This window comes from Kitasatospora sp. NPDC001683, assembly GCF_053596495.1.
On record NZ_JBSFGK010000035.1, the window covers coordinates 25,865 to 44,946 of the forward strand.

The following is a 19,082-nucleotide window of genomic DNA, read 5'->3' on the forward strand; positions in this document are numbered from 1 at the left end:
CATTCGGCTCCTCCAGGCCTCCCCGACTGCCCCGGCCGTCCGTGCCCAGCCCGCAGCCGAGCACGGCCGGTCGGGGCACTTTCGTCACTTTGCGTAGTCGCTCGTGCCCAGGACGGGGCGGGTCGCATCCGGTATCGTCGCTGGTTGGCCGAGCGGTGGACGGAGTGGACAGTGACAGCGGTGCAAGACGAGCGCAGCCCGGTGCGGACCGTACCCGCCCCTTCGCCCGCCCCCCTGTCCGACCGGCTGCGGATCGCGCTCGGCGCCCCCGTGCGCGCACTGCGTGAGGCCCCCCGCCGCCCGATGCTGGTCGCCTCGTCCTTGGCGCTGCTGTCGCTGGTCGTGTACGCAGTGGTCCGCCACTTCGTCCACACCTCGATGGTCGACATGATCGTCTACCGGGCCGAGGGCGCCGCCGTCGCCCACGGCACCGACCTGTACGCGCTGCGCGTCACCGAGTGGAACCTGCCCGCGACCTACCCTCCGTTCGCCGCGATGCTGTTCGTCCCGACCACCTGGTTCCCGATCCCCTTCCTCCGGGTGGCGATCACTCTCGGCAACCTCGGACTGCTCGCCCTGCTGGCCCACCTGTCCTTCAAGCTGGTCGGCTGGCCGCGCCGCGAGCTGCGGCCGATCGGCGTGGTCCTGGTGACCGGCCTCGGCGTCTGGCTCGAACCCGTCTTCACCACGCTCCGGTACGGCCAGATCAACCTCGCGCTCGGCTGCCTGATCCTCTGGGACCTCACCCGGTCGGACGGGCACCGCAGCAAGGGCGTGGCGATCGGCATCGCCGCCGGCATCAAGCTCACCCCCGGCCTGTTCGCCGTCTACCTGCTGATCACCGGCCGGGTCCGGGCCGCCTTCACGGCCGCCCTCACCTTCCTCGGCACCTTCCTGCTCGGCACGCTCTTCCTGCCCGACGCCACCTGGGGCTTCTGGACCAAGTACCTCTACGACTCCTCCCGGGTCGGCAAGACCGAGATCGTCGACAACCAGTCGCTGCGCGGCGCCTTCGCCCGGCTGCTGCACACCTCCGACCCCGGCATCCTCGCCACCCTCGGCGTCGGCCTGGTCGCGCTGGCCGGCCTCGCCGTCGCCGCCTGGGCCGCCCGCAGCGGCCGCTGGCTGCCCCGGGCCGAGGCCTGGGGGGTCTGCGTCGCGGCCGTCACCGCCGTGCTGATCTCCCCGATCAGCTGGACCCACCACTGGGTCTGGTGCGTACCGATGCTCGTCCTGCTCGCCGCCGAGGCCTCCGTCGAGCACGCGCGCCCGGCCGCCGTCCGCCGGCTGCGCTGGCGGGTCGCCTTCTGGGCCACCCTGCTCGCCTTCCTGTCCTTCGCGATGTGGGCGGCGAAGCCGCTCGGCGCGGCCGTCCTCCACATGTCGCCACTGCGCCAGCTGCCCACCTCGATCTATCCGTGGGTCGGGCTCTGCTTCCTGCTCGCCGCGGCCGTCCGGATAAGGGCCCGGAGGCGCTCCGCCGGCGCCCCGCTGGTCCGGCTGCCCGGACAGCGCGACGGCGGCGGCCCGGACTCCGCCCGCGGTCGTCAGCAGGCCCCCGCGGCCCGCTGAGCCGGCGGGGGCGCCGTCGCTCCTGCCACCTCCGTCCCGCGCGCGCCGGAGTTCCCGGGCGGCGCGGACTTCCTGGACGTACCGGTGCACGCTGCGGCGCACGACCGGCACGCCTACGCGAGCAGCTCGGCGAGCGAGCCGTCCATGTCGACGGCGGCCAGCTCGCTGCCCGGCGGGACCAGCCGGTGCGCCCGCTCCAGCCAGGCCGCGACGGCCGGCAGCGGAGCCTCCAGCAGCGCGTCCCCGGCGGGCGAGCTCAGCGCCAGGCACAGCACGCTGCGTCGGCCCGAGCGGGTCGGCCAGATCCGCACGTCGCCCTGGCCGCACGGGCGGAAGGTGCCCTCGACCAGCAGCTCGCGGGCGAACACCCAGGTCACCGGGGAGCCGGTGTCCAGGTGGAAGGTGATGTACACCGCGTACGGGTCGTGGCTGCCGTAGGTCAGCCGGGCCGGGACGGGGACGCTGTGCTCCGGGGAGAGCACCAGGTTCAACTCCAGTTCGTGCTCCACGACGCTGACGGGGCGGTCCATGATCGTCTTCCTCTCTGCCTTCGGTCGGTGCCCGGTTCGGGGCCCTGTGGCCTTTGAGAGGGCGGTTCGTTCCGGCTCTTACACGCGTTTGCGGGATTTCTCCGGGAAGTTTCGCGCGGGGGCGTGCGGGGGTGGTGAGGGGCCGGGGTGGCGGCGTGCGGGCGCCCGTCGTGCGCCCGGTTCCTTACCCCGGGCGGCCCTGCGTTGTCCGGGGAATCGGCAACTTCTCGTCGGCACTCCGGGGAGGCACTACCCTTTGTGACTACCCGGCGACTGTCCGCCTTCGGTGGTGCCCCCACGCGCGCCGAGCGTCGCCCTGATCCGTTCCGACCCGTTCCGACCTGTTCCGATCTGCGTCGACCCGTTTCGGCCTGCCGAGGCCTTGGCCCGCCCCCCACGGCCCTCGTCAGGACCTGACAGGAGAGAAGACCCCATGACGGACCGCTCCTTCGCCGCCGACGGCGACCCGGCCGTCGCGCCCGAGCCCGGCTACTACCCCGACCCCTCCATCCCCGGCTTCGTCCGGTACTGGGGCGGCTCGGCCTGGGTGCCGGGCACCACCCGGCCCGCGCCCGCCGAGGGCGAGGTACTGCAACCGCCCCGGTTCGTCTCCCGGCGGCCCGCCCCCGACGTGGCGGCGGCGGCGCGGACGGTGCCGCCTCCGGTGGTGTCGGGGCCGGGGCCGGCGCCGGGGCCGGGGGTGTCCGCGCCATCGCCCTCGCCGAACGAGTCGCCGAGCCCGTTGCCGTCCTCGTCACCGTCCCCGTCCCCGTCGCCGTTCCGGGGGGTTCCGGGCTCCGGTGACACCGGGCCGGTGTACCTCGACCAGACCACCGGCGGGGCGTCCTTCGTGGTCGGGCCGCGGGTCGCGGAGGTGATCGGCGGACCGGTGTTCCGCACCGTCGAGCCCGCTGCGGAGGAGGCCGCCGGGGTGTCCGGGGCCTCCGGATGGCAGGCGGACCCGCGGGCGCAGCGCGGTCTGACGGAGACGGGCGGGTCTCCGCGCTGGGTGTCCTGGGGAGTGCTTCCGGGGGCGCCCGAGGAAGAGGAGGGGCGCGCGGAGGCGGAGCGCGCTCCTGTTGCCGTGGAGGTGGCCACGGCCGTCGCACCCGCCGTGGCGGTGGCGGTCCGCGAGGTGCCGGCGCCGATCGCGACCGCCGTCGCGGTGCCGGTGGTCGAGGTGGCGGCCGAGGTGGCGGCGGAGGAGCTGACCGTTCCGGCCCGTGCGGAGGCTTCTTCGGCCGGGGCCGCAGTCCCGGCCCCGGTGTCGACTCCCGTCCCGGTTCCGGTGCCTGGGCCGGCCGCGGCTCCCGCCGCCCCGCTGCCCGTGGTGCGGCCGGCCCGGGAGGCCACCGTCCGCCGCCGTCGGACGGCCCCGGTGCCCGCCGGGTTGGGGCGGCGGCTGGTGGCCCGGGTGGTGGACACCGCGGTGCTGCTGGTGGTCGCGGTCGCGGCCGGGATCCCGCTCGGAAGCTCGGTCTCCGACCACCTCCAACAGAAGCTCGACCAGGCCAGGATGGCCAGCTCCCTCACCCGCCGCCAGGTGCAGGTCTGGCTGGTGGACGACGTGGTGCTGGGCAAGCTCGCCGCCCTGCTCGGCATCCTGGTGTTCGTCAGCCTGGTCTACGAGGTGCTGCCGATCGCCCGGACCGGTCAGACCTTCGGCAAGCGGCTGGCCCGGATCCGGGTGGTGGACGCCACCGCCATCGGTGACCGGACCCGGCTGAGCCTCGGTCGCTCGCTGCTGCGGTGGATCGTCCGGCAACTCGGCGTGGTGCTGCTGCTCGGCCTCGTCTGGCCGGTGTTCGACCGTCCGGCGCGGCGCGGCTGGCAGGACCGGGCGGCCCGGACCCGGGTGGTCCGTGGCTGAGGCCGCCGTGCCCGTTCCCGGGGCCGCCCGCGTACGCCGGGGCCGGTCGGCCGATGGCAAAACGGATTGAATGTCCCAAGCCTTGAGAATGTGTGATGTTCTACTCGGGGGATGAGCACCCACGACCCCTCAGGCCCCCAGCCGGAGGGGGGCGGTCAGCCCTCCTCCGACAAGCGGCCCCCGACCCCGGGCGGCGGCACGCCGGAAGGCGAACCGCCGCGCCCCACCCCGTCCGAGGGCCCGTCCGGCACCCCCGGTGGCACCCCGTCCGAGGGCCCCGGCGCCTACCGGGGCAACTACGGCGGACCGACCCACGGTCAGACCCCGCACGGCCAACCGCCCCACGGCGGACAGCCGTACGACCAGCCCCCGCCCGGCTACGGCACCGGCCCCGGCATGTACGGCACCCCCGGCGGCGGCCCCGTCCCCGGCATGCCGCCGATCGGCACCTGGCCCAAGCGGATCATCGCCCGCCTCATCGACTACGTCCTCATCCAGGCCGTCGGCGTCATCGTCGTCGGACTCTTCGTCGACCTCGGCACGCGCCAGGGCAGCACCGAAGCCTTCTGGCTCGGCTGCGCCATCTACCTCGTCTACGAGGCCCTGATGCTCAGCCGGGACGGCCAGACCCTCGGCAAGAAGGCGATGAAGATCCGCGTCGCCATGCTGATCGACGGGAACGTACCCGCCCAGTCCGCCGCCTGGACCCGGGCCGCCGTCTACATCCTCCCGGCCGTGCTCTGTTGCGCCGCCCTGTGGTGGATCATCGACGGCCTTTTCGGCGTCTTCGACAGTCCCTACCGGCAGTGCATCCACGACAAGGCCGCGAAGACCGTGGTGGTCACCACCGAGGTCTGACCGCGGCAGCGGGACGACGGCGCCCGGCGGCGGATCAGCGCTGCCGGGCGTACTCGTGCCCGGCAGCGGCCGGGGAGGCCCCGGAACCGTCGGCGACCGCGGCCGAGCGGGTTGAGACGGACAGCGAGAGCACCGTCACCCCGGTGCCGAGCGCCAGCGCGAACCCCACCAGCACCGCGACCTCCAGGACGCCCGAGGCGCCGGAAACGGCCAGCAGTGCCACCGTGGTGGCGACGACGGTGAACGAGCCGAGGCAGTACTGGGCAGCGGACGGACGCGGCATGGCGGGGGTCCTTCGCACGTCGGGGGAAACGGGCGGGAATGGTGCCGGCTCCAGGAGTCCTACCCGGCAAGGGAGTTCGGCACGATCAGGCTAGCTGGCGGGGTCGGTGGCACAGGGGGCGCACGGGCTCACCCCGGGGTCGTCCACACCCCTCGGTACGGTGGAGCCCGTCCGACACCACGCAGACCGGGGGAACCGACCGTGCCCATCCCCGCCGACTGGCCCACCACCGAGGCCCAGGCGCTCGCCGAACAGGAACGGCTGCGGCCGCTCGTCCGGGCCGAGGACGACGACGCCCCCTGCCGGCTCATCGCCGGGGTCGACGTCGCCTACGACGACGACCACGACCTGGTCGTCGCCGCGGCCGTACTGCTCGACCGGGACACCCTGGACGTCGTCGAAGAGGCCACCGCCGTCGACCGGATCGCCTTCCCGTACGTCCCCGGACTGCTCGCCTTCCGCGAACTCCCCGCCGTCCTCGACGCGCTGGCCGCCCTCACCCGCACCCCCGACACCGTCGTCTGCGACGGCTACGGCCTCGCCCACCCCCGCCGCCTCGGCCTCGCCAGCCACCTCGGCGTCCTCACCGGACTGCGCACCCTCGGCGTCGCCAAGACCCCCTTCACCTTCGACCACCACGACCCCGCCCCGGAACGCGGCTCCTGGACCCCCCTCACCGACCCCGCCACCGGCGAGGAGGTCGGCCGGGCCGTCCGCACCCGGCCCGGCGTCAAACCCGTCTACGTCTCCGTCGGCCACCGCATCGGCCTCGACAGCGCCGTCCGCACCACCCTCGACCTCGCCCGCCGCTACCGGCTGCCCGAGACCACCCGGCACGCCGACTCCCTCTGCCGCCGCGCCCTCGCCGAAGCCCAGCGCACCCGGACGACCGCGAACTGACCGTGCACCGGGCGGGATTCGGGCCCGGTGTGTTAGACATGACACCGGGGCCCGGCCGGCCCCGAACGCCAGGAACGGACGCACGGGGGGCGCCGCCATGGGATCAGGTACCGGCTCGACCGGCGGAGCCAACCAGGGCTACCGCGTCGAGATCGAGCAACTGCGCACCTTCGCCGGCCAAGTACGGCTGCTGCTCAAGGAATTCGAGAAGGATGCCAACGGGAACGCCACCCACGGGCGCAGCGGCCTCGGCAAGACCGCGTTCGGCACCTTCGCCGAGGCCACCGAGATCCACGACCGCTACAGCACCATGCGGGACGCGCTGCGGGACGTGCTCAACCAGCTCCAGAGCGCCGTCAACGACGCCCAGCGCAACGCCGAGCTGACCGCGACCAACTACGAGGAACACGACCAGCACGTGGCCACGAACCTCAAGCTCTCCGGCGACGGCTGGTCCGTGGCCCAGCCCTCGGCCAGCAGCGAGGCCGCGTACGAGCAGAACCAGGTCCCGTCCCAGCGCGGCAACGCCACCATCTGACCAGCCATCCGACCGGAGGTGAACCACCCGTGGTCTACACCGACTTCACCAAGTACAGCCATGCCGATCTCCGTAAGATGGCACAGGCCCTCGACCCCGGCGCGGTGATGGCCGCCGGCGACCCCTGGCGCAAGGCGGCGACCACCCTCAAGGAGATCCGCAAGACCCTCACCACGGTCAGCACCGAGGCGGCCGGCACCTGGGAAGGCACCACCAGCGACTCCTTCCACACCTCCATGCTCACCCTCGCCGCCAGCATCAACGAGGCCGCCGCGTACGCGAACGACGCGGCCAACACGCTGCACAACATGTCCGAGGCGATGGCCACGGCCAAGCGGGACATGCCCGAGGAACCCGGCAACTGGGACAAGTTCAAGGACACCGTCGGCGACGTCTTCAGCACCGAGGACGACCACATCCAGCTCACCGACCGGAAGAAGGCCGAAGCGGCGGCCGTCATGCAGACCCTCGCGATGCACTACCGCATCGCGACGCCGGCCCTGAAGGCTCCGACTTTGAACCTCAAGCCGGCGAAGCGGGGTGATCCTGACAAGACATCACAAGACGACTCGAGTGGGGCGGCCGCTGCAGTCGCGGCGATGGTGTCGGGTACCTCTTTCGGATCTGGCGGTACTTCGGTGAGGTCGGCGGTTGCCAGCGCGCCGCAGCGGTCTCGGGCTTCTGCACCATCGGTGGTGTCCAGTCCTCCATCAAGGAGCGCGTCCACCCCGACCGACCCGGGCATCAAGGGAGGCAGGGCGCAGGCACCGTCGAAGCCGTCGACCGCAGCAAGCACCAGCTCCGGTGCCGGTATTTCGGGCACGCCGGTCTCGCGTCCGAGCGGAAGTGTCCCGAGCCCTGTTACTTCCGGGACCCAGACGTCAGGCCTGAGCACGACGTCGGTCACGGGTCCGGTGACTGGACCGATCACGGGCGGCGGTGGACAGCCGACCGTGAGCCCTGTGGGGCCGACTGTACAGACTGCTCCGGTCGGGCCCGGCTTTGGGCAAGGCAAGACCGGATTCGGCGACAAGGGATTCCCCAGTAGCTCGACGCCGCTGGAGGGTTCGGGTCCACGTGGAGGGAGAGCCGCTAGCGTCGGCGGTGGCGGTGAGATCTACCCGGGCGTCGGGGCTGGGGGCCGTGGAACGCCCGGCGCCAAGCAGGTCGGTGGATCCCTGGCCAAGCCCGGTGGTGCTGTCCGTGAGACGGCGCCTCCCGGCGGTGGAGCACGCGGCAAGCAGGCCTTCACCGAAGGAGGATCCGGACTGGGGGCTCGCGGTCGGCTGGGTGCCGAACCCGGGGCCCGTAGCTCGGGAATCATGTCTCCCGGGATCCCGATGAGTGAAGCGCAACGCCGAAAGAAGGACCACGGGAAGGACGGAGAGCGTCCGGACTACCTCGTGGAAGACGAGGAGACCTGGGCGTCGGACAAGTCGGCCAATCCGAACGTGGTGGAATGAGGCCGGTCCGCAAACGGACGGGTGATCTGATCGCATCCCGCAGGTCGGTGATCTGCGGGATGCCTCGTTGAGTGGGGTGACCGGGTTTGACGAGCCGCCTGTTGGCGCGTGGTACGGCGGTCCTCGCCGCTGGAGCAGTGGTCTGCGTCGCCGCCGCACCAGTGGCATCGGCTGATCAGATCAGGGACCAGCAGTGGGCTCTGAAGACCTTCGAGGCGGAGGCCAAGGTCTGGCCGGCCAGCCAAGGTGACGGGGTGATCGTCGCCGTGATCGATACTGGAGTGAACCAAGATCATCAGGATCTGACCGGGCAGGTGCTTCCCGGGGCTGACTTCTCCGGCGGCACTACGGACGGTCGTGTGGACGCCGACGGTCACGGCACTGCTATGGCGAGCCTGATCGCGGGACATGGGCACGGGGCAAAGGCAGGCGTTGCGGGCCTGGCGCCGAAGGCGAAGATCCTGCCGGTGAAGGTAGGAACGCAAGGCGATGATTCCACTCCTCAGCCCGCCGCATTCGCGGACGCGATTCGTTTTGCGGTGGATCACGGTGCGAAGGTCGTCAATATCTCCCTCGGAGGGAAGGACTTTCGCTTCGATTCGAAGTTGCGTAAGGCCGTCAACTACGCGGTGTCGAGAGACGTTGTGCTGGTTGCTGCCGCAGGCAACACCGGCGCGAATATGGATGTCGAATATCCGGCAGCCTTTCCAGGGGTGGTAGCCGTCGGGGCAATTGACTCCAAAGGGGCGGTGTGGGAAAAGTCCACATCGGGTCCTGAGACCACGCTCGTCGCGCCCGGGGTGGACATCTACCACGCCACAGCGAAAACCTCGACGGGTTATGGGGAGGGAGACGGTACCTCTGAGGCCACTGCCTACGTCTCTGCCACTGCGGCGCTCATCCGGTCCAAGTACCCGAACCTGTCGGCGGGACAGGTGATCAACCGAATGATCAAGTCGGCGACTGTTCCCGCGAACGGGACCGTGGTGCCGAACGATCACTACGGCTACGGCATTGTCGCTCCCGCGAAGGCGCTTGAGCCGAACTCTGCCGTGGACAACGGGCCGAAGGAGAACCCGTTGGTGAAGCGACTGGAGTCGAAGGGCACACCGCCGACCGACGATGACAGCGATTCCGCCGACCAACCCTCCGTAGCCCCCGAAGCCACCTCCACCAGCAGTGGCAGCGACAACACCGGCCTGGTGATCGCCGCCGCGGCCGCCGGTGTCGTGGTGCTCGGCGCGGCCGCGGCCGCGGTGCTGATGGCGAGGCGCCGCCGCAAGCGTGCCGCTGCGCCGCCCTATGGTGGGCCCGGTCAGTGAGTGCTGAGCCAGTCGTCCCGTAGGGCGGCCATGTGGAGGACGTCCCAGTAGCGGTCGTCCCAGTGGTGGGCTTGGCGGGCGCTGGGCCGTGCAGGGTGGGTTTCACCGCGAGGGCTGAGGGGTTCGTGGCCATCGGGCCCAGGATGCCTGCGGGGCCCGGTTCGTGCCGGGATCTATTCGGCGACGGCGATCTGCTCCCGGTGGTGGGTGGGGGTGGTGAGTTCGTCGACGAGGGCGACGGCGAGGTCGGCCTGGGCGATCCGGGGGCCGAGGACGTGGGGGCCGCCGACCCGGTAGCGGCCGGTGCCGGGGGCGGTGCGGTCGAGGTCCATGGGCGGGGTGACGACGACCCAGTCGAGGGTGCTGGGGGAGTCGTGCAGCAGGTCGAGGGCGGCGGAGTGGCCGAGCGAGAAGGTGCGGTGGGCCTCGGGGAAATCGGGGTCGTCGTGGACGGCGACACCGGGGGCGGTCTGCAGGGTGGTGGCGGCGCCGACGCTGAGCAGGCGGGGGACGCCGGCCCGGCCGAGGCCGGTGACGAGGGCAGTGGTGGCGGCGCGGTAGAACTCGCCGGAGGGGGTGTCGGGGGTGTAGACGGAGGCGATGGCGGCGCGGTGCCCGAGGGCGGTGGCGGCGACGGCGGCGGGGTCGGTGACGTCGCAGCGCACCAGGGTGACGCCGTCCGCGGCGAGGTCGGCGTGGCGCTCGGGCTCGCGGACGGCGGCGGTGACGGTGAGGCCGCGTCGACGGGCCTCGGTGACGACGGCGCGGCCGACCTGGCCGCCCGCGCCGTAGACGATGACGTCCGCGCGCTGCTGCTGTCGGGGCGTGGTGCTGGTCATGGGGGTCTCCGGTGGGTCGGTCGCGGACGCGTCGTCCGCCGTTGCCGTGACGGTAGACCGGGGGGTGCCGGTTACTTCAACGGAACCGGCTTCTCCGGGTCCGGCGGCCCGGGTACCGTCGGGGCATGACGCAGACCGTGCCGGCGCCGCTGCCGGCGGATTTCTTCCCGGCCGACTGCCCGGTGCAGTCCGTGCCGGTGCTGGGCAGCCGCAAGTGGGCTTGGCGGATCATCCGTTGTCTGGAGGGCGGTCCGCGCCGGTTCTCCGAGCTGCGAGTGCCGTTGGCGGGCATCACCGCGAAGGTGCTGGCGGAGTCGCTGCGTTCGATGGAGCAGGACGGCGCGGTGGTGCGCACGGAGTACGCCGAGAACCCGCCGCGGGTGGAGTACGCGTTGACGCCGCTGGGCCGGACGCTGCTCGGGCCGATGGACGCGGTGTGCGAGTGGAGCCGCGAGAACCTGGGGAGCCTGCTGGCGGCCCGGTTGGAGTACGAGCGCGCGGAGCGCTGAGCCGGTCTGGTGCGGCGGACGGCGGGAAGGCCGCTGGCAGTATTTCGGCGGTCGCTGGCGTCCTTGCCGCTGGTGGGCCGGGGTGCGGGGCCGCGATGCTGGGCCCATGAGCACTCCTGAGAACCTCGCCGGCCCCACCGACGCCGGCCCCACCGACGCCAGCCCCGCCGACGCGATCGTCCCCGACACCAAGGACTGGACCTGGGTGCTGGAACGTCCCTGCCCCGACTGCGGGTTGGACACCCCGGCGGTGGCCGCCACGGACGTCGCCGGGATGGTCCGGGACAACGCGCGGAGCTGGCTGGCGGTGCTGGCGGGCGACGAGGACGGGGTGCGCCGTCGGCCGAGCCCGGAGGTCTGGTCGCACCTGGAGTACGCCTGCCACGTCCGGGACGTCTTCCGGCTGTTCCTGGTCCGGCTGGACCTGATGCTCGACCAGGACGGCCCGCTGTTCCCGAACTGGGACCAGGACGAGACGGCGGCCGCAGAGCGCTACTGGGAGCAGCGGCCGCAGGTGGTGGCCGGGGAGCTGGCGGAGGCCGGGGAGGCGCTGGCGGCGGCGTTCGAGGCGGTGTCGGGCGAGCAGTGGCAACGGACCGGGGACCGCAGCGACGGGGCGCGGTTCACGGTCGAGTCCTTCGCCCGCTACCTGATCCACGACCCGGTGCACCACCTGTTCGACGTGACGGGCGAGCGGGTCTGACGCGGCCGGGGCGGCTCACCAGGGGGCGGCTCACCGGCGCGGCTCGGCAGGGCGGCTCACCAGCCGGAGGCCTCGTGCAGCATGGTGCGCCGGAGCCGTCCGGCGACGCTGGCGGTGTCGGTGCCGATGACGTCGGCGATCTCGGGGGCGGCGAGGCCGACGACGTAGTGCAGGATCGCCAGGTCGTCGTCGGCGGGGTGGCGGTCGGGGGCGGCGACCGGCTGCCGGGTGTGTTCGGCGACGGTGCCGCGCAGGATCTGCCAGGCGAGCGCGGTCGGGTTCGGACTGGTGAGCAACTCCCGCCACTGCAGGGCGATTTCGGCGAAGGCCTGTTGGACGGCGGTGGCCGCGTCGGCGTGCTCGGTCAGCCACACCCTGGCGTAGCTGAGGTACCGGGGACGGTGGAGTTCGCAGAAGGCCGCGAACTCCAGCGGTACGTCCTCCGGTTCGCCGGGCCCCGGGGGAGGCTCGGCCGCGCTCGTGTGACGATTGGTCATCTCGTCTTCTCGGAAGGGGAGATGGACTTCTGGCGGTCGATCATCTGTGCTCACTCTACGGTAGGCCCTCGGTGCGCTGGGTGACCAATCTGATGGAATGCCCGGAACCCGCCGACGCTCGGCCGGTTCCGTTGACGATCGGTGCGGCGCGGCGGCGGTACTGCCGGTCGGGGGCCGGTCGGGGGTGTGGTGCGCAGTGCTGCGGGGGACGTAGGTGCGAGCGTGTCGGGGCTGGTCAGAGGGTGTGGGCGGCAGTATTCGCACGGCAGTTGAGGTGTCACCGTAGGGCCTGTCGGGGCCGGCGTCCACGCCCAGGGCGCGAAGCCGGGCGCGCGCAACCGCCTGTGCAACCGCACTCACGACGGGGGTTGCGCCGGGGCGGGAGGGGGTGGGGGGCGTCGAGTGCGCCCCGGCGGCTCGCGGCGACCGGGGCGCGGGTCGGGGCGGCGCGCTGCCGCCCGGTCAGGACTTCGGGAGGACCTCCGTGGGGGAGAGCCGGTCGTCGGCGCTGTGGCCACGCTCGACCTGGGTGGGGAACGACTCGCCGGCCCGGCACCGGGCCGGCTGTGCTGCGGCCGCCGCAGCCCCGGTCGCGGCGTGCCCGCCGCCCGGGTGCGCCCCCCCGGTGCGGGGCGCGCCGGGGTGCGCCCCCCCGGTGCGGGGCGCGCCGGGGTGCGCCCCCGTCTCGCGCCGGCGGCGGCCGAGCGCGACCCGCTCGGCGTGTTCCTCGGCCGCCTGTCTAGCGGCCAGGTAGGCCTGCACGGCGGCCATGCCGTAGACCGGCTGGATCAGCTGGTGCCCCTTGAAGAAGGGTCTGGCCGGGGCGAACCCGGCGGCGACCACCAGGTCGCGGATCTCCGCTATCTCGGCCTCGCTCCGGGCGGTGAAGCGGACCTCCCAGCCTTTCTTGTACGTATGGCCCTTTTCACCGCTGCGGCGGGCCGGGTCCGGGCGGCGGACGTATCCGGGCAGACGGCCGAGGCGAAGCTGGGCCGCGCGGAGGCCGGCGGTCTCGTCACGTGACATGACGTAAGCCTAGGCAATCCCGGAGGCGCGATTGACGTCCGGAGGGTCCCTCGCCGTATGCCCTTGATCACCCTGGGTCAGACGGCCAGGTCGGCGATCGTTTTCGAGCAAATCTGATAGCCGTATGAACGTCATTTACTCCAAATGGGTGAGGGTATGGGGACTTTAGTGCAGGCTGGTCCCGGTTTCGCGACGGTTGGGTAACAGTGCGTCAGGCTGTGTCACGCGCGGCGCGCCGGTTGGGGATGGTGTCGGCATGAGCTACCGGATCCCCACGCCGCCGCCTTCCCTGGAGGAGCTGGCGCAGCGTCAGCAGAACGTCGTCACCGCGAGCCAGCTCCGCGCCCGGGGCGTGCCGGCCCGGGTCATCACCGAGCACTGCCGCCGGGGCGGCCCCTGGCAGCGGCTGCTGCCCCGGGTCTACCTGCTGCAGTCCGGCGATCCCACCCCGGAGCAGCGGATGTGGGCCGCGCTGCTGTACGCGGCGCAGAACGGCCGGCAGGAGGGCCGCCGCGAGGGCGCGGTGATCACCGGCGCGGCCGCCCTGGCGCTGTACGGCTTCGCCAGCGTGCCCCGGCTGCCCGCGGTGACCGGGGTGGACGTCCTGGTGCCCCGTCAGCGTCGGCTCAAGGACGCCGGTGACGTGCGGATCCTGCGCACCGAACGGGAGTTGGTGGCCCGCTCGGTGCACGGCCTGGCCTGCGCGCCGGTCGCCCGGGCGGTCGCGGACGCGCTGTGCGAGTGGACGGCGGACGGGGACGCGGCGGTGCCGGTGCGCGAGGTGCTGCGGGAGGCCGTCGCCCGTCCGGAGAGCCGGTGCACGGTGCGGGAGTTGGTCACCGAGCTGGTCGATTCCGGACTGACCGCGGAGCCCCGGGTGCGCGCCGCCCTGGACGAACTCCTCTCGGCGGAACGGGACTTCGTGCTGGAGCAGGTGGACCGGCTGGTGGACGAGTGGCTGCTGCCGGCCCCGCTGGCCGGCCCGGAGCTGCGGATGCGCGGCGGCACCTACATCGGCATCCCGGACCTCTACTGGCCGGAGCGCGGCGTCGCGGTGGAGGTGGACTCGGACCTGCGCTGCGTCAGCGAGGGCGAGGCCGCCTGGGTGCGCGGCGGGCAGCACCGGATGGAGTACCTGGGCATCCGCGTGGTGTACGTCTCCGGCGCCCGGCTCGCCGCCGACCCGGAGGCGGTCGGCGGCGAGCTGCGCGAGGCCTACCGGGCCGGCGGGACGGACGTGGTGGAGCTGCTGGTGGTCTGAGCGCCGTCCCCGCGCCGAGTACGACTCAGGACGGACGGACCACCGGCTCGCCGACCAGCTCGACCCCGGCCGCCCGCAGCTCCTCCAGCGCGGCGGCGGTGGTCTCCGGCGCCACCCCGGCGGTGAGGTCGAGCAGCACCCGGGTGGTGAAGCCGGCCCGCACGGCGTCCAGGGCGGTGGCCCGGACGCAGTGGTCGGTGGCGATGCCGACCACGTCGATCTCCTCGACCTGCCGCTCGCGCAGCCACTCCACCGGGCCGCGACGGTTCTCGTCCAGCCCCTCGAAGCCGCTGTAGGCCGCCGAGTAGGCGCCCTTGTCGAAGACCGCCTCGACCGCCCCGGAGATCACCGCGGGCGCGAAGTTGGGGTGGAAGCCCACGCCCTCGGTGCCGGCCACGCAGTGCACCGGCCAACTGGAGACGTAGTCCGGCTCGGCGGAGAAGTGCTCGCCCGGGTCGATGTGGTGGTCGCGGGTGGCGAGGATGTGCTGGTAGCCGGGGGAGGACTCGGCGATCAGGTCGGTGATGGCGGCGGCCACCTCGGCGCCGCCGGCGACGGCCAGGCTGCCGCCCTCGCAGAAGTCGTTCTGCACGTCGACGACGATCAGTGCCCGGTGCATGGCTCGCATCCTCGGATGTGGGGGCGGTGCGCCCCGGTGGCGGGGTCCTCGCGGACGCCGGACGGCTCGGGAGGGCCCTGGGGACTCTACGGCTGACTCTAGGGAGTGGCGCGCGGGGGCGGAAGGTCTGTGGCGCGCGGCGGCGGGTCCGTGACCCGTCGCCGGGCCGCGCGGCCGCCCGTGGGGGGCGGATCGGGGGGATCAGTCGATCAGCTCGGTGGGGATGACCGGGTCGCCCTTGGAGAGCTGGGTGGCCGACAGCGGCAGCGCCGCGCGGGCCCGGACGTGCCGGTCGCGGGCGGCGGTCAGCGGCTCGCGGCCGACGGTCTCGCCGGCCAGCACCAGCGGCACCTGCATCAGGTGCGACCGCAGCTCGTCCGGGACCGGCCCGGTGCCGATCACCTCGGCCTCGGCCACGCCCTCGGCGTCGGGCCGACGGGCGGCCCACTTGCGGCCGCCGATGCTGGTCTTGCCGCCGGCCGCGCGCTTGGCGACCGGTACCAGCGGGCCGTCCGGGGTCTCGGCGCGGGCGACCAGCTTGTAGACCATCGCGCAGGTCGGGTGACCGCTGCCGGTGACCAGGCTGGTGCCGACGCCGTAGCCGTCCACCGGGGCGGCGGCGAGGGCGGCGATCGCGTACTCGTCCAGGTCCGAGGTGACGATGATCCGGGTCTGCTCGGCGCCGAGCTCGTCCAGCTGGCGGCGGACCCGGTGGGCCAACAGGGTGAGGTCGCCGGAGTCGATCCGGACCGCGCCCAGCTCGGGGCCGGCCACCTCGACGGCCGTGCGGACCGCTTCGTGCAGGTCGAAGGTGTCGACCAGCAGCGTGGTGCCCTTGCCCATCGAGGCGATCTGGGCCTGGAAGGCGTCCCGCTCGCTGTCGTGCACCAGGGTGAAGGCGTGCGCGGAGGTGCCGGTGGTCGGGATGCCGTGGGTGAAGCCGGCCTCCAGGTCGGAGGTGGCGGCGAAGCCGGCGATGTAGGCGGCCCGGGCGGCGGCGACGGCGGCCTGCTCGTGCGCCCGGCGGGCACCCATCTCGATCACCGGGCGGCCGCCGGCGGCGGCGGTCATCCGGGAGGCGGCGGCCGCGATCGCCGAGTCGTAGTTGAGGATGGACAGGATCACCGTCTCCAGGATCACCGCCTCGGCGAAGCTGCCCTCGACGGTGAGCACCGGCGAGCCGGGGAAGTAGACCTCCCCCTCGGGGTAGCCGTGGATGTCGCCGCGGAAGCGGTAGTCGGCGAGGAACCGCAGGGTGTCGTCCTCGACCACGCCCTGGTCGGACAGCCAGTCCAGCTGGGCGGTGCCGAAGCGGAAGTCCTCGACGGCGTCCAGCACCCGGCCGGTGCCGGCCATCACGCCGTAACGGCGGCCGCCGGGCAGGCGTCGGGTGAACACCTCGAAGACGGAGCGGCGGTGCGCGGCCCCGCTGCGCAGGGCGGCCTGCAGCATGGTGAGCTCGTAGCGGTCGGTGAGCAGCGCGGTCGACCCGGCCGCGCGCACTGAAGTGGCGTCCATGAGGATGATGCTACTACCACTTAGCGTCAGAGTGACGATTTCTCGTCGCGAGGGCCGGGCCGGAATCGCCCGGGTGTCCCCCGGATGGCAGCATGGGCCATGAGGAATGACGGAACGAGTGTGCAACGAGGAGGCCCGGCGGTGAGTGTCGCGCCCGTGGAGATCGAGCGCCCGGAGGTCCAAGGACAACCGGTGACCGAGCCGGACACGCCCTGGGTGACCATCGTGCACAACGACCCGGTCAACCTCATGAGCTACGTCCAGTACGTCTTCCAGGCCTACTTCGGCTACCCGAAGGACAAGGCCCGGAAGCTGATGATGGACGTGCACACCAAGGGCCGGGCGGTGGTCTCCAGCGGCTCCCGCGAGGAGATGGAGCGGGACGTCCAGGCGATGCACGGCTACGGTCTGTGGGCGACGCTGCAGCACGACTGACCGCCCATCCGGCGCACAGTGACTGTCCGCCCGCCGGTGCGGCGGTGCGGCCGAAGACGACGAAGACGGGCTGACCGATACAGATGGCTGGGTTGTTCGAGAGCGCTGGCGGTGGTGGCGCGGCGATCGTGCTGGACGAGGTGGAGGCCTCCATCCTGCGGTCGCTGGAAGTGCAGATGCTGGAGCTGATCGGCCCCGGCCCGGGCGGGGACGGCGACGACCCGCTGGCGGCGCTGTTCGCCGAGGGCCCGACCGAGGCACCCGCCGACCCGGCGCTGGCCCGGCTCTTCCCGGACGCCTACGGCGACCCGGCCGCGCCGGACGACGCCGAGAGCCGGGCCGCCTCCGGGGAGTTCCGCCGCTACACCGAGCTCGACCTGCGGGCCCGCAAGCGCGATGACGCGCTCCAGGTGGTCCGGGCTCTGGACGGCCTCGGCGGCGCCGGGGTGCTCAAGCTGGCCGCCGCCGACTGCCTGCACTGGCTGGGCGCGCTGAACGACCTGCGGCTGACCCTCGGGGTGCGGCTGGAGGTCTCCGAGGAGGACGAGCAGGGCCTCTACGAGCTGCCGGACAGTGACGAGCGCAAGCCGCTGGTGATGGCCTACCTGTGGCTGGGGGCGCTCCAGGAGTCGCTGCTGGAGGCGATCACCGACTGACCGCCGAGCGGTTCCCCCCACGCTCCAGGGCGATCCTGCCCGCTTTCGGGCAAGCCCCGGCCGCTCCGTCCAGCATGTGGACGATCGGCCGGGGCATTTTCGCATAAATCGGGCAAAACATAGCAGGTCATGCTCAAATATCGCTCAGATGAACACCGGTATCCGGACCGTGCGTGGTACGACTTCACCCCACGAACGAGACCCACCAGGACGGTGACCATGGCCGAGCAGATCTACGATCAGGTGGTCGACGAGAAACCGGACGAGGAGGGATACGAGCGGGGACTGGGCAGCCGCCAGATACAGATGATCGCGATCGGCGGCGCGATCGGCACCGGCCTCTTCCTCGGCGCCGGCACCGCCATCTCCAAGTCCGGACCGAGCCTCATCCTCTCCTACGCGGTGGCCGGCCTGGTGATCTTCGTGATCATGCGCGCCCTCGGCGAACTGCTCACGTACCGCCCGGTCTCCGGCAGCTTCGCCGAGTACGCCCGAGAGTTCCTCGGCCCCTTCGCCGGCTACGTCACCGGCTGGACGTACTGGCTGTTCTGGGTCGTCACCGGCATGGCCGAGACCACCGCCGCCGCCGTGTACGTCAAGTTCTGGGCACCCGGCATACCCCAGTGGGCCAGCGCACTGACCTTCCTCGTCATCCTCTACGCGGCCAACCTGATCTCGGTGAAGCTCTTCGGCGAGATCGAGTTCTGGTTCTCCATGGTCAAGGTCACCGCCATCATCGGCATGATCCTGATCGGCATCGGCGTACTGACCCTCGGCTTCAGCAAGGCCGGTGACACCGCGTCGATCGGCAACCTGTGGCAGGACGGCGGCTTCTTCCCCAAGGGCATCGGCGCCACCGTGATGACCCTGCAGATCGTCATGTTCGCCTACCTGGGCGTCGAACTCGTCGGCGTCACCGCGGGCGAGAGCGAGAACCCCGAGAAGACCCTGCCGCGCGCCATCAACACCCTGCCCTGGCGCATCGCGCTGTTCTACATCGGCGCCCTCGTGGTCATCCTCTCGCTCGTGCCCTGGCGCGAGTTCCAGCCCGGCGTCAGCCCGTTCGTCGCCGCCTTCGGCAAGATCGGCATCCCGGCCGCGGCCGGCATCATCAACTTCGTGGTGCTCACCGCCGCACTCTCCTCCTGCAACTCCGGGATGTACTCCACCGGCCGCATGCTGCGCGACCTCGCCCTGCGCGGCCAGGCCCCCGGACGGCTCACCAAGCTCAACAGCCGCCGCACCCCGGCCTTCGCGATCACCCTCTCCTGCCTGCTGATGGGCGCCGGCGTGGTGCTCAACTACCTCGTCCCGGCACGGGCGTTCGAGTACATCACCTCGGTCGCCACGGTCTGCGGACTGTGGACCTGGGCGATGATCCTGATCTCCCAGATCCGCTACCGCAAGGCCTGGCGGGCCGGCCACCTGCCCCCGCCCACCTTCAAGGCCCCCGGCGGCGCCTGGGTCAGCTGGACCGCCCTCGCCTTCCTGGCCCTGGTCGTGGTCCTCATCGGACTGGACAAGGACAACCGGATCTCGCTGTACGTCTTCCCGGGCTGGGCCCTGCTGCTGGTGATCGGCTACCAGCTGCTCAAGCGCCGCAACCCGCAGGCCGTCCACGCCCAGTCGCACGACCACCTGCACGCCGTCAACGGGAACGTGGACACCCACTGACCGCGCCTC

At 72.3% G+C, this 19,082-nt stretch carries 20 protein-coding genes; 13 read left to right on the forward strand and 7 right to left on the reverse strand.

The genetic code is table 11. The annotated features are described in order from the left end of the window. The first annotated feature begins 171 nt into the window (after window positions 1-171). Window positions 172-1,572: a glycosyltransferase 87 family protein gene (locus ACWCYO_RS20185; protein ID WP_270146689.1), complete on the forward strand. Its 1,401-nt coding sequence runs from the start codon at window positions 172-174 to the stop codon at window positions 1,570-1,572. Window positions 1,573-1,685: 113 nt separating this feature from the next. Here the strand turns inward: ACWCYO_RS20185 and ACWCYO_RS20190 are convergent, their stop codons facing one another. Continuing rightward, a complete protein-coding gene (locus ACWCYO_RS20190; RefSeq protein ID WP_270146690.1) occupies window positions 1,686-2,102 on the reverse strand; it encodes an SsgA family sporulation/cell division regulator in 417 nt (138 codons plus the stop codon). 433 nt (window positions 2,103-2,535) lie between these two features. Here ACWCYO_RS20190 and ACWCYO_RS20195 point away from each other — a divergent pair, with 433 nt between their 5' ends. Together ACWCYO_RS20195 and ACWCYO_RS20200 are read left to right on the forward strand one after the other, a co-directional pair. Next, the gene (locus ACWCYO_RS20195; RefSeq protein ID WP_449784975.1) at window positions 2,536-3,972 is read left to right on the forward strand and encodes an RDD family protein; all 1,437 of its coding nucleotides are present in this window, start codon (window positions 2,536-2,538) and stop codon (window positions 3,970-3,972) included. 111 nt (window positions 3,973-4,083) lie between these two features. Next, entirely contained in the window at window positions 4,084-4,830 is a 747-nt protein-coding gene (locus tag ACWCYO_RS20200; RefSeq protein WP_270146692.1) for an RDD family protein, read from the forward strand. 34 nt (window positions 4,831-4,864) lie between these two features. On the opposite strand, the gene ACWCYO_RS20205 is transcribed toward ACWCYO_RS20200, so the two are convergent. Further along, on the reverse strand, window positions 4,865-5,113 hold the full coding sequence (locus ACWCYO_RS20205) for a hypothetical protein (protein WP_270146693.1): 249 nt from the start codon (window positions 5,111-5,113) through the stop codon (window positions 4,865-4,867). A 201-nt stretch (window positions 5,114-5,314) separates the two neighbouring features. Here ACWCYO_RS20205 and ACWCYO_RS20210 point away from each other — a divergent pair, with 201 nt between their 5' ends. The 4 genes from ACWCYO_RS20210 (at window position 5,315) to mycP (ending at window position 9,336) form a co-directional block, all read left to right on the forward strand. Further along, complete coding sequence (locus ACWCYO_RS20210; protein ID WP_449784976.1) at window positions 5,315-6,013, forward strand: endonuclease V; 699 nt, start codon at window positions 5,315-5,317, stop codon at window positions 6,011-6,013. A gap of 97 nt (window positions 6,014-6,110) precedes the next feature. Further along, window positions 6,111-6,551, forward strand: coding sequence for a hypothetical protein (locus tag ACWCYO_RS20215; RefSeq protein ID WP_270146695.1), 441 nt, complete (start codon window positions 6,111-6,113; stop codon window positions 6,549-6,551). Window positions 6,552-6,580: 29 nt separating this feature from the next. Then, window positions 6,581-8,014: a WXG100 family type VII secretion target gene (locus ACWCYO_RS20220; protein ID WP_449784977.1), complete on the forward strand. Its 1,434-nt coding sequence runs from the start codon at window positions 6,581-6,583 to the stop codon at window positions 8,012-8,014. A gap of 86 nt (window positions 8,015-8,100) precedes the next feature. Beyond that, window positions 8,101-9,336 carry a type VII secretion-associated serine protease mycosin gene (mycP, locus tag ACWCYO_RS20225; RefSeq protein WP_449784978.1) on the forward strand — a complete coding sequence of 412 codons (1,236 nt, stop codon included), beginning with the start codon at window positions 8,101-8,103 and terminating at the stop codon, window positions 9,334-9,336. A gap of 173 nt (window positions 9,337-9,509) precedes the next feature. Here the strand turns inward: mycP and ACWCYO_RS20230 are convergent, their stop codons facing one another. Next, complete coding sequence (locus ACWCYO_RS20230) at window positions 9,510-10,175, reverse strand: NAD(P)-dependent oxidoreductase (protein WP_449784979.1); 666 nt, start codon at window positions 10,173-10,175, stop codon at window positions 9,510-9,512. A 125-nt stretch (window positions 10,176-10,300) separates the two neighbouring features. Here ACWCYO_RS20230 and ACWCYO_RS20235 point away from each other — a divergent pair, with 125 nt between their 5' ends. Beyond that, window positions 10,301-10,684 (forward strand): winged helix-turn-helix transcriptional regulator, encoded by a 384-nt coding sequence (locus ACWCYO_RS20235; RefSeq protein ID WP_449784980.1) that lies wholly within the window; start codon window positions 10,301-10,303, stop codon window positions 10,682-10,684. 106 nt (window positions 10,685-10,790) lie between these two features. Next, a complete protein-coding gene (locus ACWCYO_RS20240; RefSeq protein WP_449784981.1) occupies window positions 10,791-11,387 on the forward strand; it encodes a DinB family protein in 597 nt (198 codons plus the stop codon). A gap of 56 nt (window positions 11,388-11,443) precedes the next feature. Here ACWCYO_RS20240 and ACWCYO_RS20245 read toward each other — a convergent pair whose 3' ends face one another. After that, window positions 11,444-11,884 carry an RNA polymerase sigma factor gene (locus ACWCYO_RS20245; RefSeq protein WP_270146701.1) on the reverse strand — a complete coding sequence of 147 codons (441 nt, stop codon included), beginning with the start codon at window positions 11,882-11,884 and terminating at the stop codon, window positions 11,444-11,446. 462 nt (window positions 11,885-12,346) lie between these two features. Then, on the reverse strand, window positions 12,347-12,910 hold the full coding sequence (locus ACWCYO_RS20250; RefSeq protein WP_449784982.1) for a hypothetical protein: 564 nt from the start codon (window positions 12,908-12,910) through the stop codon (window positions 12,347-12,349). A 256-nt stretch (window positions 12,911-13,166) separates the two neighbouring features. On the opposite strand from ACWCYO_RS20250, the gene ACWCYO_RS20255 reads away from it, so the two are divergent. After that, the gene (locus tag ACWCYO_RS20255; RefSeq protein ID WP_449784983.1) at window positions 13,167-14,171 is read left to right on the forward strand and encodes a hypothetical protein; all 1,005 of its coding nucleotides are present in this window, start codon (window positions 13,167-13,169) and stop codon (window positions 14,169-14,171) included. Window positions 14,172-14,196: 25 nt separating this feature from the next. Here ACWCYO_RS20255 and ACWCYO_RS20260 read toward each other — a convergent pair whose 3' ends face one another. Beyond that, window positions 14,197-14,790 (reverse strand): isochorismatase family protein, encoded by a 594-nt coding sequence (locus ACWCYO_RS20260; protein ID WP_449784984.1) that lies wholly within the window; start codon window positions 14,788-14,790, stop codon window positions 14,197-14,199. Window positions 14,791-14,991: 201 nt separating this feature from the next. Next, the gene (locus ACWCYO_RS20265; protein WP_449784985.1) at window positions 14,992-16,308 is read right to left on the reverse strand and encodes a nicotinate phosphoribosyltransferase; all 1,317 of its coding nucleotides are present in this window, start codon (window positions 16,306-16,308) and stop codon (window positions 14,992-14,994) included. Between the two features lie 141 nt (window positions 16,309-16,449). Here ACWCYO_RS20265 and clpS point away from each other — a divergent pair, with 141 nt between their 5' ends. The 3 genes from clpS to ACWCYO_RS20280 all read left to right on the forward strand — a co-directional run bounded on the left by clpS (window position 16,450) and on the right by ACWCYO_RS20280 (window position 19,073). After that, complete coding sequence (gene clpS, locus ACWCYO_RS20270; protein ID WP_270146706.1) at window positions 16,450-16,743, forward strand: ATP-dependent Clp protease adapter ClpS; 294 nt, start codon at window positions 16,450-16,452, stop codon at window positions 16,741-16,743. Window positions 16,744-16,826: 83 nt separating this feature from the next. Further along, window positions 16,827-17,399: a DUF2017 domain-containing protein gene (locus ACWCYO_RS20275; protein WP_270146707.1), complete on the forward strand. Its 573-nt coding sequence runs from the start codon at window positions 16,827-16,829 to the stop codon at window positions 17,397-17,399. Window positions 17,400-17,618: 219 nt separating this feature from the next. Then, window positions 17,619-19,073, forward strand: a complete 1,455-nt coding sequence (locus ACWCYO_RS20280; RefSeq protein ID WP_270146708.1) for an amino acid permease — start codon at window positions 17,619-17,621, stop codon at window positions 19,071-19,073. Window positions 19,074-19,082 lie beyond the last annotated feature (9 nt).